A 17,886-nucleotide genomic window follows, 5' to 3' on the forward strand; every position below is an offset into this window, starting at 1 on the left:
TCTCCCGGCCGTTTTCATTATGTAGGGATGACCCAATCTGCACGTTTCATCGGCTGAACCGTATCGAGGTAATACTCTTCTGCCTTCCAATACCGATTCCTGAACTTTTCAAGCTTCAGCTGCGTCTCCTCCGATTCACGGAGTAACCGTCGTTCTCTCGAGCAATCAAGGAATAGGATCCCATCGAAGGCATCCCTCCATTCCTCCCTCTGAAGGAATACCCCCTCTACAATGATGATACCCTTATCCGAAAGCTGCACCTGCCTTTCCGTCACGGTATCCAGCTCCCCATCGTAAAATGGTAACCTTACATCCATGCAGCCCTCTTTCAGTTTCATAAAGAACTCTTCCCTCAACCGTTTCCGATCCCACTGCAGACTATAATATTCAAACCACTCCTCATGACCGGTGTCATACCGCGCTTTCCGCTCGACAATGTGGTCATCGATATGAAAGATCTGATGAGTGACCCCCTTACCCTTCAGCCATTCCTCTATCTCTGACACCATGGTCGACTTACCCGACCGGCTCAACCCGTCTATCCCGAGGACGAAACGTGCTTCTGCATTTGCCCCGTCCAAGATCTCTTCCAGCACACGTTGAGGAGAATCCAAAAGCCAGCGGGTCGCTTCCTGAAGGTCGTCAGCCACGTGGTCCACGGTGCCTTCAAAGTTCATTCTGTTTTTCTGCCATTCACTCTCACCCGCTCCCGTCCTGACAAGCACCGTCGTACACCCTGCCTTTTTGCCGGCGAGCATATCCTTCCACCTATCCCCGATCACGGCACATTTGGTGAGATCAAGCCCTCGATCCGCTGCTGCTTGCTCCAGCATGCCGATCTCAGGCTTCCGACATCCGCAGCCCTCCCCTTCTTCATGGGGACAGATGTACACACCATCAAACCCGAACCCGTTCAACTCCCGTTCGAATTCTTCCATCAGCCTGGGTCTTGCAGAGATTCCAGGCTGATTGGTGAAGGATAGGATGGGGATTCCGTTTTCTTTTATCCTCTTTAAAGCGATTGCACTCCGGGGAAACACCTCAAACACTCCCGGATATTCAATTTCATTACTGCCGCCCAGTGTACCGTCACGATCTATGAATAGAGCCTGCCACATGCTGAACCCTCCCTCAATATGGAAATATCATTCATTTTACCATATCGGGGGAAGGCAGACTTTTTATTCAATAAAAAAAGGAAGGCTGTGGCCTCCCTTCCCTTACATCATTCTGCTGTCGACCTGTTCACATACTTGATCGGCCGTCAGTCCATCCGCTTCAATGACAGATCCTTTGAATGTTGTATTTTGCATTCCCATTACGTTTGTATCCAAGCCTGTCGTGACACAGCAATCACAGCCGTTCACATCTTGTTCGTTCTTGAGTTCAACGACGTCATACCCTTTTTCACGCAATGCCTGCACTACATTTGAAAGGGATTGTTCAACACCTACACGTTTTGTCATGGCTTAACACCTCCTGTTTCTTATCTTTAGGATTTTCAACCTGGGTGAAAGATATTCATGGAGGTGGCAGTTCTTCTATATTTGTCTTTGTTAGTGTAACTGTGTATGCTCATGAAGGAATGGGGCGTTCCTTTCCGCTTCTAGAGATTTGATTTCTGTCGCGAAATAAGAATCATCATCTTGGTTATGATGATAGCTGAAGATAATATCGTTCTAAGTGAAGGGTGAGATGGAAAACTAATCCGTTCCTTTGCGCTGCAGGGATTTGCTTTCCGCGGGGAGCATGTCGGATATGCCCGTGCCTTCGGAATTTAAATCACCCAAGTGCAATTAGAATTAATGGCCTCGTAGTTCTTAATGAAGGCTGTGGTGGAAAGGTAGTTCGTTCCTTTGCGCTGCAGGGATTCGCTTTCCGCGGGGGGCATGTCGAGCCTCCTCGTGCCTGCGGGGTCTCGATCATCCCCCTTTTCCGCAGGAGTCAAATCCCTTCCGCTTCAATCCACTCAGTGCCATCGGACTATGAGGTAATCGTTTGTTAATAAGGATAGAAAGTCATGCTAAAAACGAAACAAGGATGGGGATGTCCTGTTTCTCCTGCGCACAAAGTATAGCGAACGGAAAAAGCTCGCCTTCAGCACGCATTCATTGCAAAAAACTGGATGCGATACCTTGCATCAAATCAGCACATCCCCTTTCCTTCGCACAGAGTGCAGTGCAGCGAAGGCCTCCCGACTCCTATAGGAATAGCGGGCAAGGTGAGACCCTGCAGGCAACGCCGAAGCGGCTCACCGCACGCCCCATGGAAAGCGGGTGGCCGCAGCGGAACGGAACGATCTCCTTTCTATCACAACCTCATTACAAGATCAGGATGGCAAATTCCCCTGTTTCGAATCAGCACATCCTCTATCCTGCGCACAAAGTGCAGTGCAGCGAAGGCCTCCCGACTCCTATGGGAGAAGCGGGCAGGGTGAGACCCTGCAGGCAGCGCCGAAGCGGCTCACCGCACGCCCCATGGAAAGCGGGTGGCCGCAGCGAAACGGAACGGTCTCTTCACCTCTACATACTCACAAAAAACAGGATGGCGTTAGCATGTTTCAAATCAGCACTCTCCCACTCCTACCCACAGAGTGCAGTGCAGCGAAAGCCTCCCGACTCCTATGGGAATAGCGGCTCACCGCACGCCCCATGGAAAGCGGGAGGCCGAAGCGGAACGGAACGGTCTCTTATCCACCACACACTCATAAAAATACAGGATGACAATTCCCTGCTCCAAATCAGCACACCCATACTCATACGCACAGAGTGCAGTGGAACGAAACGGCACCTTACCACAAAAGAGATGAAAAGGATAAGCAACTCTGACAAGCCGCCCCCACCCCCACACAGCAAAAAAGGGGTTTATCTCCATGCGAAACGGGTACATTATAACCATACAACATACACAAAGGGTGGTAATGACAAATGGATCAAGCAAAACTTGACGAACTAATTGAAGGACTGAACGAAGACCTAGCAAATGAATATGCCGCAGTTATCCTCTACACGAACTACGCAGCAGTAGTAAGCGGCTTATATAGACAGGTATTGAAACCTTTCTTCGAAGAAGAGATCCCTGATGAGCAAGGACATGCTCTATACCTTGCAGAAAAAATTAAAACCCTTGGAGGCAGCCCTACAACGACTCCAGCAAAGGTGAAACAAACGGACGACGTGAAAGAAATGCTCCTTGAAGGACGCAAAGCAGAAGCTGACACGATCGAACGCTACAAAAAACGCAAAGAGCAGGCTGAAGAGCTTGGTCTTGTGGAGCTCGGAATCAAGCTTGATGATATGATTGCCGACGAAACGCACCACTTGGAAGAATTCGATCGTCTTCTTAAAGACCCTTCTTTCAACTAATTGAAATGTCCAAAAAGACCGCTCCCGTAGCGGTCTTTTTTATGTCCACGAACCTCCCACCACAGTGAAATGTCGCCATTCCTCGAGCAGCAGCTTCTGATATTCTCCTGAGAGATAGCGATCATCAATGAGCCTGAGGACACCGCGGTCTTCTTCAGTCCGGATCAGCCTTCCACCAGACTGAAAGACTTTGTTCAATCCGGGGTAGGTGTAGGCGTAGGCAAATCCATTTACTCCGAGAGAGTTGAAATAGGACTTCATCAGCTCCCGTTCTTCATCAGGTTGTGGGAGGCCGACACCGACAACCACCACCTGATTCAACCGTTCACCCTTCAGATCGATGCCTTCTGAAAAAATGCCTCCCAAGACGGCAAGACCCAATACTGGCTCCTTTCGTCCTGCTTGGAACTCAGCCAGGAACTCTTCTCGTTCCTTTTCTGACATCATCGGCTCCTGCATGATCAGCTTCGCCGATAAATCATACCCTTCCAATGCGTGAAAGGCTTTTCTCATGAAGGCGTAGGAAGGAAAGAATACGAGGCCATTTCCATCGACTCGATTAAAGAGATTGACGATCGACTCCATCAGATGGGGAAAATGGCGATCCCGGTCCCTGAAGCGTATGGAAAGGGGCTGGATTTCCACTTGCCACTGGCTATGATCAAAGGGGGTCGGAATGACAAATCGGTAATCCTCCGCTTCTCCTCCAAGCTGATGGAAGTAATACGAAAACGGATGTAAGGTCGCGGAAAAGAAGACCGCCGCCTTATACCCTGCCGTCACCTGACGCAAAAATGCTGCAGGATCCAGACAGACGAGCTTGAAGGTAATCCCGGCCCCATGCTGGGTGACCAATGTCCGGTGTTCTTTTGAATAGAGCTGCAAGATGCGCAGGAATTGGGTCGATTCAAAATACGCCTCCAATAGAGGACTTTCACCTTCCATGTGAGGAAGTTCCTTTTCCGCAGCATCCACGAATGCCCTTACTCCATCTGTGACACCGGAATCGACTTCTTCATATGTACCGGGGCCCACACCTTCCAAAGCCTCCGTGAGGGTACGAATCGCCGTGCTCAGTTCTCCCTTCACATGTGTCGCCAGCGATGTGAATACCGTGGACGTCAAGGAAGCAGAGTGCATGTCCCTCCCGCGCGGAACGAGATTATGAGCTTCGTCGATGAGGAGCGTCGTCTGCTTTTTAGAGGAATCACTGAATCGCTTCAACGATGTTCGTGGGTCGAATAGATAATTATAATCTCCGATGACCCCTTCAACGAGATACGATAGATCGATGGAGAACTCAAACGGACATACACGATGTGCTTTTGCGTACTCCTCGATCACCGGTCTGGTCATGAGGGTCTCTTTCTGAAGGATATCCAGGATGGCCCCGTTCACGCGATCATAGTGGCCACAGGCAAATTCGCAATGATCGGGCTGGCAGATGGTTTGATCTTTAAAGCAGATCTTGTCCTTAGCCGTGATGGTCAATGCCCTGGTGGAGAGGCCCCCTTCTTCCATCAGCTTAACGGCGTCTTCAGCCACCGTCCTCGAGATGGTTTTGGCCGTGGCGTAAAACCATCTGCCTCCTTCTTTTACGACGGGAAATAAGGTAGAAATCGTCTTCCCAGTTCCCGTGGGGGCATTGGCAAAAAGAGTCTTTCTTTCGGTGACGGTTTTATAAACGGCTCCCACCAATTGACGCTGACCCTTTCTGAACGTCTCGAAAGGAAAAGAAAGGCGGGAGAGGCTCGCCTCCAGATTCTCCTCGTTTCTCAACCTCACTTCTGCAAACGGCGTATAGAGCTGCAATAGACCGATCATGATTCCCTGAAGTTCTTCACGGTCATACTCGCGGGTAAATGATTTTGTCTCTTCTGTTCCTGTGTGGATATACGTGAGCCTCACATGTATGGCATCCCAGCCCCGCTCTTCCGTCAGGAGGCTGGCATAGCACTCCGCCTGAGCCCAGTGGACCCCCATCCCTTCCTCCAAATCATCAAGGCTCCGGGCCGTTGATTTGATTTCTTCCACCATGATCTTTCCTTCACGGTGTATGATCCCATCACATCTGCCTTCAATCTGATAGCTGATTCCATCCACGACTTTTCTCCCTTTAAGATGAACCTCTTTTTCATCGGGCTCTTCATAGCGTCGTTGAAGTTTTTGATGGAGCCTTGTTCCCGTGAGCATGGATGACCTAGGCTGAAATCGCGAATCGATATCCCCAGCCTTGAGGACAAACTCGACGAGCTCCCTGACGGATAGTGTCATATCGGCATCCAAGGCGTTCACCTCGCTTTCTTCTTCTATTCTGTCCACTGCCGGCATATGTATAGAGACAAGCATCGGTTAACGGAGGTAGACATGATTCGATTCCTTTTTTATAGTATCGGTTTATTATGCTTATCACTCGGCGTTTCATTTGTGATCCATGCCAATATGGGAGCGGGTCCTTGGGACGCCCTGGCTGTTGGAGAATCACGTTTGTTCCACCTTACAATCGGGACATGCATCTTTTTAAACGGATGCATCCTGATCGGCGTCAATGCGTTTCTGCTGAAAGAGCGACCAAGATGGCTCGCCGCCCTGTCGATTTTCCTTATCGGTCAGCTCGTTGATTTCTGGCTGAGAGTGACGGAGGCCGTCCTTATCCCATCTGATCTTATGTCACAGATCCTGTTTGTGCTCATCGGTACAACCCTGATCGGGCTTGGGATTTCCATTTATCTACAGGCTGGACTTCCTTCGAGTCCCATGGATACACTCATGATGGCCCTTCACCACCGTTTCGGGTTGAATCTCAACCACGCGCGTCTCCTGAACGAGGCCATCGCCATTACATTGGCCATCACGGCAGGCGGTTCCATCGGGATCGGCACCCTCATTGTCGCCTGTACGTTAGGGTCGGTCATTCATTTCTTTTATCCTATCATAGAACGTATGTACGGTAAATTAACATGAGAACGGAATGAAAAAACACTTAGATTTCAAGCATCTAAGTGATGGGAAAGGACATGTTCCTTTTTCAATTTTTCATTCCGGAGGGGAAGGATGATCTCCACGGTCGTCCCCTTCTTCACCTCACTTGAATACCTTACACGGCCGCCGATCGTTTCGATGATTTTAAGGGAGACCGACGTCCCGAGTCCTGTCCCCTGATTCTTTGTGGTATAGAACATCGTACCGATCCTCGCCATCTCTTCTTTCGACATTCCTTTTCCTGTATCCTTCACAGTAATGACGGCATTCTCTTCAGTGACCTGTAGACTGATCGACACATATCCTTTCGGCGGAGTCGCTTCGATCGCATTCTTCACAAAGTTGATGAGTGCCTGCTTCATTCTATTCCGATCCGTGAGGAGGATCCCGTCATCATCCAGGTGGCTCTCCAAAAAAACATTCTCCTTCACGGCATAGGCATTCAACAGGATAGATACCTCCGACAGAATCTCCTTTATATGAACCCGCTCCACTTTCTCGAATTGCGGCTTCGCAAAATTCAAATAGTCATTGATGATTTCTTCAGCCCTGCCAAGCTCACTTAAAATAATTTCCAAATATTCATCCTCCTCCCCTTTTGACTGACGCTTCATGAGCTGAAGGAAACCCTTCACGACCGTCAGGGGATTTCGCACTTCATGGGCGATGCTGGCAGCCAATTCACCCAGCGTATTCAATTTCTCCGATTTGATGATTTCTTCCCTCATCACTTTCTTCTCGACCATCCATTCATTCAATCGGGCGGCGATACCGATTCCAAGCACCTGGACAAGGCCGAACTGCAAGATGAATGTAATGGAATGGATTTCACTCAAAAATTGTGACGGAAGATTAAAGACGAAGAGCAAGAGAAAAATAACAGCAATCGGCCAGAGACCGATTAGCTGAGCAGCAAGCACCCGTTTGACAGGAGTAAGCTTCCAAAACCCTTTTGAAAAATAAAAAGGGACCACAGAGGCCATTATTATACTGGAGAGGCCATGTATCAATATATCCCCGCCCATGATTGTCCTTCCAACGAACATGAAGGTAAGGACGATCAGGCCCGCCCTCCTTCCTCCATAGACCATGGCGATGATAAGGGGTACATAGCGGAAGTCCCAGTACAAGCCGGCGAACTCATACGTAAATGCGAGACAAGCAAGAGTGGCGAAACCATTTAGTACACCTGTGAAAATAGGCGACTTACTCCATTTATGATGTTCGAGCAGGGAGGTTTGGATCAACACCGGAGCAAGAATGATGAACGTGTGAAAAAGTAATTTTTCAATTATCACCTGAAACTCTCCCAACGCAGTATGGTCTTTACTTCATACGACAAGAAATGAGAATATTCCTTCTATTATTCTCTAATTTTCAACCTATTTTGGTAAAAATGACAGAATTTTGAGTCTCGGAGCTAAAAAGCCTAACTTTCCAACCACAAATATATTTGTAATACACACCTAATTACCTATATAAGTATAGGTATAGGTCTGTTAGGCTTACAGTAAGTCAAATGACGAAAGTAGAATGTATATGACAGTAAATGTGTTTCTCGACGATTATCGCCACTGTCCCCAAGGTTACATTCTTGCAAAAGACATCGATGAGTGCCTGCATCTTATGTACAATTATTCCATCGGTCATCTCTCCCTCGATCATGACCTCGAGAGCAAGACCCGGAATGGTTTGATGTTGGTTCACGCCATGGTGGAGCACCAATTATTTGCAGAACGCATCACGATCCACTCTGCTAATTCAGTAGGTGGAAAGAATATGTTCCGCTATCTCAAAGCGGCACAAGAAAACGACCAGATGCCTCATTCGATCAAGATTGTTTTAAGGCCTTTGCCTCTCAGATGAGTTTCTCATATACGGCCTGTCCAATGTGGACAGGCCTTTTATAACTAAAATTTTTATTTCGGGACTCAAAGTAAACACAGAGCCTCCCAAAAGCGTTATAATGATAGGTACGTATTCTTTCAGCAAAAAGAGGGTCCTATATGGCATTTTTCAAACATTTTCGATTAGTCGGCGGTCGCGTTGCAAAGACAGGCATTGCCGTTTTTTTGACTGCACTCATTTGTGAGTTATTCAACTGGCCAGCGACGTTCGCGGTCATCACGGCCATCGTCACCATCGAGCCGACGGCCACCAATTCAATCAAAAAGGCGTTCATCCGATTTCCGGCATCAGCCATCGGGGCACTGTACGCAGTCGTATTGTCTTCTTTTTTCGGAGACCGCCCCATCACCTACGCATTTGTCGCGCTGCTGACGATTATCACCTGTCACAGGCTGAAGCTTGCCCCCGGAATCCTGGTCGCCACCTTGACAGGAATCGCCATGATCCCGACAATCCATGATCATTATATAGCCACTTTTTTCATCAGGCTCGGAACCACCACAATCGGGCTTATCGTTTCGACCGTGGTCAACATTTGGGTCCTGCCTCCTAAATATTCAGATAAAATCACGGCGAGCATTCATAATTTATATTTCAAAACCGGTAATCTTTTAGAACGAAGAGGATCGGAACTGCTCAAGCAGCATTCCCTTCACCGGGACACCCGCCTCATTTTCGCCGACATCCTCCAAGAAGTCGAAGCAACGGATACCCTTTGCAAATATCAAAAGGAAGAGTGGAAACTACATCGCTCCAGCAGGAAAGAGCTCCGGTTTTTCCACTACGAGTATAAAAAACTGAACCTGTTGAGACAGATCCTTTATCATATCGGAAATCTGATCTACCTCCCCATGAACCGCTATTCGTACAGCCAGGAGGAGAAGGAACGGATCATTTCGGCGATCCAGTCTCTTAAGGGGATCCTGCACCATCCCTCTTTCGAGATTCCAGAACAGCACTTCGTCCTTATGAAGGATCTTTTAGAAGAGTTCTGGGAGGATCATGAATTCCTCAAAGGAAAACAGGTGAAACATTTCTCATGCGAATCCGTTCTCTTATACGAATTGTTATCCATACATGACCTGCTTGAAGAACTGAAAGGGATCCAGACCCTGGAGATTCACCATTCCTCCGTATTGGAGAAAAAATTACAGACGTAAAGAAGCCAAGGATCGTGATCCTTGGCTTCTTTACTATTTTCCACCGAGAGCCCGCTTTGACAGCAGCGAGATGACCATGTCATCCATAGGCGGATTATGCAGCCCCGCTCTGACGTCCCGGTAATATCGTTGCATCGGGTTGGAGCGGTACAGACTCCTTGCCCCTACGATCCTCATGGCAATATCCACGATGCGCGCGGCCCCATTCGTGACGATATGTTTGACCGCCGAAAGCTCCGGACCCATCCCTTTCCGTTTATCCGGTTCCTTCACCCATTTATCCGCAACCGAATAGAGAATTTGTCTTGCCTGAAACAGCTCGAGCTCCATCTCCCCGATTTTCCTCTGTACCTCGGGAACCTCTTTGATCGGCCCCGGCAGGCTGTTCGGTGAATAATTCTCCGCAAACTCAATGGCATAATTCCTGGCTGCCACCGCCACACCGAGATAGCAGGCAGGAATATGAAGGAGCCATGCCTTAGGGATGTCTCCACCCCTTTCATCCCCTTCTACCATAGCCGAAGGAGGCAAGCTCACGTGATCAAGAACCAGGTCTTCACTTCCGGTCCCCTTCATGGCAATCACATCCCATGTATCTTCGATGCTCACACCATCCAATTTATGATCAACCAGGAAAAATCCCTTTTTCTCCGTCTCCCCAATGCGTGCCAGCACCAATGAATAATCCAGGACCTTCGCCATGGAAGTGAAGCTTTTCCTGCCTGTTAGTTCAAACCCATTATCCGTTTCGGTAGCCTTCGTCTCCGGAAGACCGCCCCTTGTAGGACTGCCTGTAGCGGGCTCGGATGCTGCCCTGTTGACGAGGGCTTGGTCCGTGACGACCGCTTCGCATAGCGCTTGGAATTGTGCTTCATCCCACAATCTGCTCTCACTCAGCTCCATCAGACCGCCAAGATGCCAGCCGATCGATAGTGCAGTGGCAGCGTCGCCCGTCGCCAGGCGTTCTTGCAGCATCACCATCTCATACAGGCTGATTTCTTCGCCCCCATATTCTTTAGGCACCGTGAGCTTCCCGTAGCCTTTCTTCTTCAAGTCGTTGAAGTTCTCAAATGGAAAGGAACCTTCTCGATCATGTTCTTCTGCCCTCTCCGCGAACACATCGGCAAGTTCGCCTGCCAGAGAAAGCAGTTCCCTTTGTCTATCATTCTGTATATACGATTCATATAAATCCAATTACCTGCACCTCCTGAAAAAATGCTCTCTTCTCATCATAATCAAAAAGAGCCTTTTCCTCAAAAGATATTGCCTAGTATTCCCGTAAGGATACTTTAATTCCGGCAAAAAAGCATAGAACCCGTCACGGGTTCTATGCTTTTTCATCAAGATGCGTTTTCTTTATTCTTATCGTACTTATAGTCCCCTTCCCAGAACTCGGCATTTTTCACGCCCATCTTCTTGGAATTATATACGGGGTCAAGTCCTTGCTTCTTCTGTTGTTCATAATCTTTGAGTGCAGCAAGGGCAGGTTTGGCCAGGATCAGGATGGCAATCAGATTGAGCCAGACCATGATGCCAAGTCCGATGTCCCCCATGGCCCATGCAAGGGTTGCTTCCTTGACGGCGCCGTAGAAAGTGGCAGCAAGGATGACAACTTTCAAGACCATCATCCCCACCTTGGCGCTCCTGCCTTTCATCAGGTAGGCGATATTCGTTTCAGCCATATAGTAGTAAGCCATGATGGTTGTAAAGGCAAAGAAGAAGAGTGCAATGGCGACGAACCCGGCACCGAAACCAGGGATCACCTGTTCAATGGCTGCCTGGGTATAAGCAGGGCCAGCCTCCACTCCTTCAACACTCGCATTTGAAGCAATGACCGTATCATCCGGTCCGACCGTGTTATATGATCCGGTAAAGAGGATCATAAAGGCAGTCGCCGTACAAACAAGAAGCGTATCGATATAGACGGAAGCCGCCTGTACGAGCCCCTGTTTCGCAGGATGTGAAACCTCGGCTGCCGCTGCAGCATGTGGACCAGTTCCCTGTCCTGCTTCATTGGAATAGATACCACGCTTGACGCCCCATGATATGGCCGAACCAAGAATTCCTCCAAAGACTGAATTTGCACCGAACGCACTGCTGAAAATCAATGAGAACACGTCTGGTACCTCTGTGATGTTCACCCCGACAATCACTAGGGAAAGGAGGATATATCCGATAGCCATGAACGGCACCACATAGGAAGCCACCCCGGCGATCCTCTTTACTCCTCCCAAAATGATGATGCCGAGGAGGACGACAAGACCGATGCCCGTAACGGTCGTACTGAGCCCGAATGCATTCTCAAGGCCAAGGGCGATGGAGTTGGATTGAATTCCCGGCATCAGGATGCTCATGGCGATCAGTGTGGCAATGGAGAACAAGACAGCGTACCATTTCCAACCGATCCCCTTCTCAATATAGTAAGCCGGTCCTCCCCTGTATTCACCATCGCGCTTTTCTTTATAGATCTGGGCAAGGGTTGATTCGATAAAAGCACTGGCAGACCCGATGAACGCAATGGCCCACATCCAGAAGACAGCACCAGGACCACCGAATCCGATGGCTGTTGCCGTTCCTGCAATATTACCTGTACCTACACGTCCCGATAGCGAAAGGGCAAGGGCCTGGAAGGAAGATACCCCTTCCTTTGAGCTGCCGCCCGTAAACATGAGCTTGACCATGTCCTTCAAGAATCGGACCTGCACGAATTTTGTTAAGATCGAAAATAATAGTCCTACACCTAAACAAAAATAAATCATGACCGGTGACCATAATACGTCGACAAGGCTTCCTACAAATTCCGTCATACTTTGTCCCCCTGTTATCTTTTTGATTTATCTAACTATTATGAATTATATTTTATCTGACACAATATAGACAATCTTTTTTTATTTCCACCTAACAGCCGAACTGCTGAAAACCCTTGTGTAACAATACCTCACATGCCAATAATTTTTTTGGGGAAAATAGGATGAAGGGGGTGAAAACATGTCGAAACGCAAGCTTTTAGTCCCAGGTTCCCGTGACGCCCTCAACGAAATGAAGGCGAGGATCTCCGGTACCGGAAATCCATCAGAAGCAAAGTTTGAAGCCGCAAGGGAAGTGGGGGTCCCCCTCCAAAAAGGCTACAACGGTCACCTGTCATCTGCTGAAAACGGAAAAGTCGGGGGACAACTTGGCGGCAGGATGGTCCAGGAACTCATCAAGATGGCCAAAGAAAAGATGGACCGCAGCTAGAAGACCCCTTTATCCATGAGGATCTGCCTGAGCTGATCAAGATCCCGGTAAATGTCTTTTTCCAGGGAACGATTATAAAAGATCGAGGCGGGATGGAACGTCGGAAAGAGAGTGTACTCTTCCTCCGTTTCTCCCCACTCCCTGCGATCGTAATCCTTCAGGCACTTCACTTTGGTCCGAATAGGGGTGCCGTGTACGGACGAGATGCTGTATTCCCTTCCCGCAAGCCTCTGGAGACCAATATTCCCAAGAGTCACAATCTGCTTAGGATGTACGTGGGCCATTTCATAATCCAGGATGGCCGCATGGGCGAGCTGTTCCTTCCTGTTCGGGGCGCGGTTGACCCATTTCCTTTCGACCCTTCCATCCTTCCTCACTTTATCCACGCGTTTGAATGGACGACTTCGCACGGTGGAGGTGAAATAAATATCCTCCCTGTCCACTCCCACGTAGCGAAAGAATTCATCCAGCACCTTCCCGGCCCTGCCGCTGAAGGGAATTCCATTATGTATTTCCGTTTCACCCGGCGCTTCCCCGACGACCATGAGGATCGGATCCCGCGGCCCCCGTCCATTGACGAATCCTTCGCAGTCAAAAGGCTCCATTCTCTTCCTGCAAATGGTTGATATATCTTCCGGCACGACTGTCATTGCGATTCCTCCTGTATGTTTTTTTACACTATTCCCCATCCTACAACCCATCACGCATGTTTAATCCTACTTTAAAAAAGGAATAGTAAAGACATAAGATGTTGAATCGAAAAGGAGATGGGATCGTGTCACAGAATGAAGTGAAAGAGCAAGTATTGAAGGTGTTGGACGAAAGCAAGGTAGGAACACTTGCTACTGTAAAGGATAACAAACCTTATTCCCGCTATATGACCTATTATCACGAAGACCTGGTCTTGTACACACCAACAAGTAAAAAAACCGAAAAGACCGATGAAATCGAAGAAAACCCCAACGTTCATATCCTGCTTGGATACGAAGGGGAAGGATACGGCGATACATTCGTCGAAATCGAAGGAAAAGCCTCTATTGAACAATCGGAAGGCTACAAGAAGAAGATATGGAATGATCACATGAAGGACTGGTTCGACGGACCGGAAGATCCAAATCTAGTCGTCCTTAAGATCGAACCCGTGGGGATCAGACTCATGAATAACGAAGAAGATTCTCCACAGACATTGGATCTTTAAACAGCAGAGGCTATTGACAGAGTATGAAGTGCATGTTATTATTAGTGATTGTAGACTTGTAACATACTTTCAAACGATAGAGAAGATAATCTGTAATTCTCCAGTTGTTTGACAAAAACAACTTATTCACACTGGATCGGCTTCGGAGCCGTTAGGATGTAAGAGAGGTAGGGCTTACGTCGTTTAGGTAGATCAAGCGACTAAGAAGAATTGCCCGCGGCTGTTTAAATTATCTTAAACGTATAGGAAATCAACTATATTCACTTGTGATGTTGCAAGTTACATGCACGCTTTTCTCCATAATAGAGAGCGTGGGAGTAGACCGGTCGGGATGACCGCCTCCTCCGATGTAAAAGAACCCGAAGCGGGATCCGCTTCGGGTTCTTTTTTATATACTTTCCTTCAGCTGACTATGATAGAGACCCGCATAAAATCCACCTAGCTTGATCAGGTGATCGTGTGAACCGCGTTCAATGATCTTCCCACCGTCCAGAACAAGGATCTGATCTGCCTGCCTTATCGTATTCAACCGGTGTGCCACAACGACACTTGTGCGCCCTTCCATCAATCGTTTCAGCGCTTCTTGTATCTTCATTTCCGTGATTGTATCAATGCTGCTCGTAGCCTCATCCAGAACAAGGATGGACGGATCGGAGAGGATGGCCCTCGCAATGGACAGCAGCTGCTTCTGCCCCTGACTGATACTCCCCTCGCTCAACACCGTATGATAACCTCCTGGAAGCTTCCGGATAAAAGAGTGGGCATTGGCCAGTTTCGCCGCCTCCTCCACTTCTTCATCTGTCGCATCCAGGCGTCCATATCGGATGTTCTCCATGATGGTGCCTTGGAACAGGAAGCTGTCCTGCAGGACGAACCCCATATGCGAGCGGAGGCTCTTCCGCTTAACCGAAGAAAGGTCCACCCCATCTATAAGGATGTCACCTGCATTCCGTTCGTAGAATCTGGAAATCAGATTCGTGATGGTCGTCTTGCCCGCTCCAGTCGGGCCGACAAGCGCCACGGTTTCACCAGGCGAAATCACAAACGAAACATCATCGAGAATCATCTCGTCTTCGCTATATCCAAAGGAAACATGGTCGAAGACCACTTCCCCCGTCACTTCGGACAGTTCCACCGCGTCCGCTTCATCGACTGCCTCAGGTTCCTCATCAATGATCTGGAACACCCTTTCGGCACCGGCTATGGCCGAGAGCAGCGTATTATACTGATTCGCCAGCTCATTCAGCGGCCTGGTGAATTGCCTCGCATACTCTGCAAAAATCACAATGACCCCGATCGTGATGTAGCCCTTGATGGCAAAGAGCCCTCCAATCCCTGCAATGACGGCAAAACTCAAATTGTTCAATACATTCATGAGCTTCGGGATGAACCCCGAATACGTGTCGGCCCAAAAACCGGCCTTCCTCAGCTTTTCGTTCTTTTCCTTGAATTCCTGTATAGCGGTCTCTTCACGGGAGAAGGTTTTGATGATGCTGTGACCGGAAATCGTCTCTTCGATGTACCCGTTCAGTTCACCGATATTTCCTTGGTATTCCTTGAAAAGGGGACCCGTCCTCTTCGTAATCCACTTCATGCCGAATACCATGAGGGGTACGACCGTCAGGGTGATCAACGTCAACAGAGGACTCAACCATAGCATGACCGATACGGTCCCAAGGAGGGTCAGGAAACTTGAAATGATCTGAATGAACGAACTATTCAGCGTAGCACTTACGTTATCGATATCGTTTGTCACACGACTCATCAGCTCCCCGTGCTTCCTCTTATCGAAGAATGGGATCGAAAGCTGATGCAGCTGGTGGAACAAATCTTTCCTCATCCGGTGTACCGTTTCCTGCGCAATCCCGATCATCCAATAATTTTGGAACCACACAGAGATGGAGTGAAGGATATAGATCAGAATCAGGGCGATGAGCAAACGTCCGAGTCCGGTGATTTCACGCGTGACGACATAGTCATCGATGGCCTTCCCTACGAGGAACGGACCGAGGAGCGATGCAGCGGAACTGATGACCACCATGACGATGACCATATAGAGAAGCACCCGCTGGCGTGAAAGGTAATCCCAGATCCTCCGGAGTGTGCCTTTCATATCCTTCGCTTTATCATGTTTCCCCAGCTTCTTTCTAACGTGTCTTGACATGCTGCCCCTCCTCTCCGAACTGAGATCGGTAAATTTCCCGGTACAACGGGGAGTCTGTCATAAGTGATTGATGATTACCATGGGCGATCAGCTTTCCGTCTTCAAGGAGAAGGATGATATCCGCCCCTATGGCGGTCCCTACCTTTTGGGTGATGATCATGGTTGTGCATTCATACCCTTTTAGGGCTTGAATGAGCTTAGCCTCCGTTTTCATATCCAAGGCACTCGTACTGTCGTCGAGCATGAGGATTGCCGGCTTTCTGATCAAAGCACGCGCAATGGAAAGGCGCTGCTTTTGACCCCCGGAAAGATTCACACCTTTTTGGCCGAGAACCGTTTCATATCCCCGCGGGAGCTGGCTGATGGTATCGTGGATCTGCGCGTCCTTTGCCGCCTGTTCCATCTCTTCTTGTGATGCGCCTTCTTTTCCCCAGAGAAGATTTTCGGCAATGGTCCCCGAGAATAAGACGGCTTCCTGAGGGACGAAGCCGATTGAAGTCCTAAGCGTATCCAGAGGGATGCTTCCCAGGGGCTGGCCATCGATTTCAATTTCGCCGGATTGCGGGTCGTACAGCCTCGGGATCAGCTGGAACAAGGATGTCTTGCCGGAACCGGTCGCCCCGAGTACTGCCATCGTCTCACCGGACTGAAGGGTGAATGTAACATCCTCTAGGGCGTATTCATCCGTGCCAGGGTACCGGAAGGAAACATCCTTGAATGCAACCTCCCCTTTTACCACCTGACCTGCTGCCCCTTCATGATCCGTAATATCGACAGTGGTGTTCAATACCTCTCCTACCCGGCCCGATGATGCCTTCGCACGTGAAAAGCTAGTGATGATGAAAGAAAAGATGGAGAACACCGATGAAATCCGGGTTACGTAGGTGACAATGGCAACCACTTCCCCTACTTGTACTCCTCCGGTCGCAACCCGTTCACTGCCATGCCAAAGGATATACAGGAGGGCCATGTTCATAACAAGCATCAGTAAAGGCATGATGATCTCCATGAAGCGGAGGGCTGTCATCGTTCGATCCTTCAGGGAATCATTGGCTTCACCAAAACGGGATTCTTCATATTGCCCCCGAGTATATGCCTTGATCAGTCTCATGCCTGAGAGGTTCTCTTTCATGACTTCATTCACCCGGTCAAGACGGATTTGAACCTTCCCGAACAAGCCCCAGCCCTTTTTGAGGACCCAGACGAGGAATAGCCACAGCACAGGGATGATCACGAGCAGGATCAAGGTGAGCCTGGCATTCACCAAGAGGGCCATGATGGTGGAACCCACGACCAGGAGTGGAGCCCTCAACATGATCCGGAGACTCATGAAGATCGTATTTTGAATCTGCCTTACATCATTGGTCATCCTCGTGATGAGGGATGATGCGGGAAGATGTTGAAAGCTCGATTTGGAGAAAGACTGAACCTTTTCATAAAGGGCCCCTCTCAAATCATATCCGAAGCCCTGACTGGTATGGGCTGCGAAGAAAGAATTGGCGATGCCGGAGAGGAATGCGAACAAGGACATGGCCACCATGATGGCACCCCATTTCAGCACGAGATCCAGATCCCCGGTCATGACGCCGTCATCGATGATCTTCGCCATGAATAATGGGTTGAAAAGCTCCACAGCGAGTTCTGTGAGCATGAACAGCCACGCTACAGCCATGGCCATGCGGTAAGGTTTCAGAAAATGTATGACCTTCATATGTACTCCCTTCATACCTGCGCCCGGATGTGGAGGAAACGCCGGCAATACCGAAATATCGTTCCTTTCATCATAGCGTGTTTTTTGATTGTACGGAAGCCGAAAGATTTGCCCAATGTCCATTTTCTCCCCAATTGCGCCCCAATGATCCAATGACTACG

At 49.0% G+C, this 17,886-nt stretch carries 15 protein-coding genes; 6 read left to right on the forward strand and 9 right to left on the reverse strand.

Annotated features, from left to right (window positions below; all coding sequences use genetic code 11):
* Positions 1–17 precede the first annotated feature (17 nt).
* Together AF331_RS23045 and AF331_RS14930 are read right to left on the reverse strand one after the other, a co-directional pair.
* A complete protein-coding gene (locus AF331_RS23045) occupies positions 18–1,118 on the reverse strand; it encodes a kinase (protein WP_082346990.1) in 1,101 nt (366 codons plus the stop codon).
* Positions 1,119–1,220: 102 nt separating this feature from the next.
* On the reverse strand, positions 1,221–1,466 hold the full coding sequence (locus AF331_RS14930; protein ID WP_048005756.1) for a YkuS family protein: 246 nt from the start codon (positions 1,464–1,466) through the stop codon (positions 1,221–1,223).
* A gap of 1,461 nt (positions 1,467–2,927) precedes the next feature.
* On the opposite strand from AF331_RS14930, the gene AF331_RS14935 reads away from it, so the two are divergent.
* Positions 2,928–3,365, forward strand: coding sequence for a ferritin-like domain-containing protein (locus tag AF331_RS14935; RefSeq protein WP_053428854.1), 438 nt, complete (start codon positions 2,928–2,930; stop codon positions 3,363–3,365).
* A 39-nt stretch (positions 3,366–3,404) separates the two neighbouring features.
* Here the strand turns inward: AF331_RS14935 and AF331_RS14940 are convergent, their stop codons facing one another.
* Entirely contained in the window at positions 3,405–5,714 is a 2,310-nt protein-coding gene (locus AF331_RS14940; RefSeq protein ID WP_053428855.1) for a helicase C-terminal domain-containing protein, read from the reverse strand.
* Between the two features lie 18 nt (positions 5,715–5,732).
* On the opposite strand from AF331_RS14940, the gene AF331_RS14945 reads away from it, so the two are divergent.
* A complete protein-coding gene (locus AF331_RS14945; protein ID WP_053428856.1) occupies positions 5,733–6,329 on the forward strand; it encodes a YczE/YyaS/YitT family protein in 597 nt (198 codons plus the stop codon).
* A gap of 26 nt (positions 6,330–6,355) precedes the next feature.
* On the opposite strand, the gene AF331_RS14950 is transcribed toward AF331_RS14945, so the two are convergent.
* The gene (locus AF331_RS14950; RefSeq protein ID WP_053428857.1) at positions 6,356–7,645 is read right to left on the reverse strand and encodes an ATP-binding protein; all 1,290 of its coding nucleotides are present in this window, start codon (positions 7,643–7,645) and stop codon (positions 6,356–6,358) included.
* A gap of 241 nt (positions 7,646–7,886) precedes the next feature.
* Here AF331_RS14950 and AF331_RS14955 point away from each other — a divergent pair, with 241 nt between their 5' ends.
* A complete protein-coding gene (locus AF331_RS14955) occupies positions 7,887–8,213 on the forward strand; it encodes a cyclic-phosphate processing receiver domain-containing protein (protein ID WP_053428858.1) in 327 nt (108 codons plus the stop codon).
* A gap of 140 nt (positions 8,214–8,353) precedes the next feature.
* Positions 8,354–9,415 carry an aromatic acid exporter family protein gene (locus AF331_RS14960; protein WP_053428859.1) on the forward strand — a complete coding sequence of 354 codons (1,062 nt, stop codon included), beginning with the start codon at positions 8,354–8,356 and terminating at the stop codon, positions 9,413–9,415.
* Between the two features lie 33 nt (positions 9,416–9,448).
* Here the strand turns inward: AF331_RS14960 and AF331_RS14965 are convergent, their stop codons facing one another.
* Entirely contained in the window at positions 9,449–10,609 is a 1,161-nt protein-coding gene (locus AF331_RS14965) for an acyl-CoA dehydrogenase family protein (RefSeq protein ID WP_053428860.1), read from the reverse strand.
* 146 nt (positions 10,610–10,755) lie between these two features.
* Positions 10,756–12,222: an alanine/glycine:cation symporter family protein gene (locus AF331_RS14970; protein ID WP_053428861.1), complete on the reverse strand. Its 1,467-nt coding sequence runs from the start codon at positions 12,220–12,222 to the stop codon at positions 10,756–10,758.
* Between the two features lie 181 nt (positions 12,223–12,403).
* On the opposite strand from AF331_RS14970, the gene AF331_RS14975 reads away from it, so the two are divergent.
* A complete protein-coding gene (locus AF331_RS14975) occupies positions 12,404–12,652 on the forward strand; it encodes an alpha/beta-type small acid-soluble spore protein (protein WP_053428862.1) in 249 nt (82 codons plus the stop codon).
* Here AF331_RS14975 and AF331_RS14980 read toward each other — a convergent pair.
* Positions 12,649–13,302, reverse strand: a complete 654-nt coding sequence (locus AF331_RS14980; RefSeq protein WP_053428863.1) for a uracil-DNA glycosylase — start codon at positions 13,300–13,302, stop codon at positions 12,649–12,651. The two genes, AF331_RS14975 and AF331_RS14980, sit on opposite strands and share 4 nt — an antisense overlap.
* Positions 13,303–13,427: 125 nt before the next feature.
* Here AF331_RS14980 and AF331_RS14985 point away from each other — a divergent pair, with 125 nt between their 5' ends.
* On the forward strand, positions 13,428–13,850 hold the full coding sequence (locus AF331_RS14985; RefSeq protein WP_053428864.1) for a pyridoxamine 5'-phosphate oxidase family protein: 423 nt from the start codon (positions 13,428–13,430) through the stop codon (positions 13,848–13,850).
* A gap of 388 nt (positions 13,851–14,238) precedes the next feature.
* On the opposite strand, the gene AF331_RS14990 is transcribed toward AF331_RS14985, so the two are convergent.
* Together AF331_RS14990 and AF331_RS14995 are read right to left on the reverse strand one after the other, a co-directional pair.
* Positions 14,239–16,014 carry an ABC transporter ATP-binding protein gene (locus AF331_RS14990; protein ID WP_053428865.1) on the reverse strand — a complete coding sequence of 592 codons (1,776 nt, stop codon included), beginning with the start codon at positions 16,012–16,014 and terminating at the stop codon, positions 14,239–14,241.
* Positions 15,998–17,725, reverse strand: a complete 1,728-nt coding sequence (locus AF331_RS14995; RefSeq protein ID WP_053428982.1) for an ABC transporter ATP-binding protein — start codon at positions 17,723–17,725, stop codon at positions 15,998–16,000. The genes AF331_RS14990 and AF331_RS14995 overlap by 17 nt, the downstream gene beginning before the upstream one ends.
* Positions 17,726–17,886: the final 161 nt, after the last annotated feature.

The sequence above is a fragment of the Rossellomorea marisflavi genome (genome assembly GCF_001274775.1).
Lineage (GTDB): Bacteria > Bacillota > Bacilli > Bacillales > Bacillaceae_B > Rossellomorea > Rossellomorea marisflavi.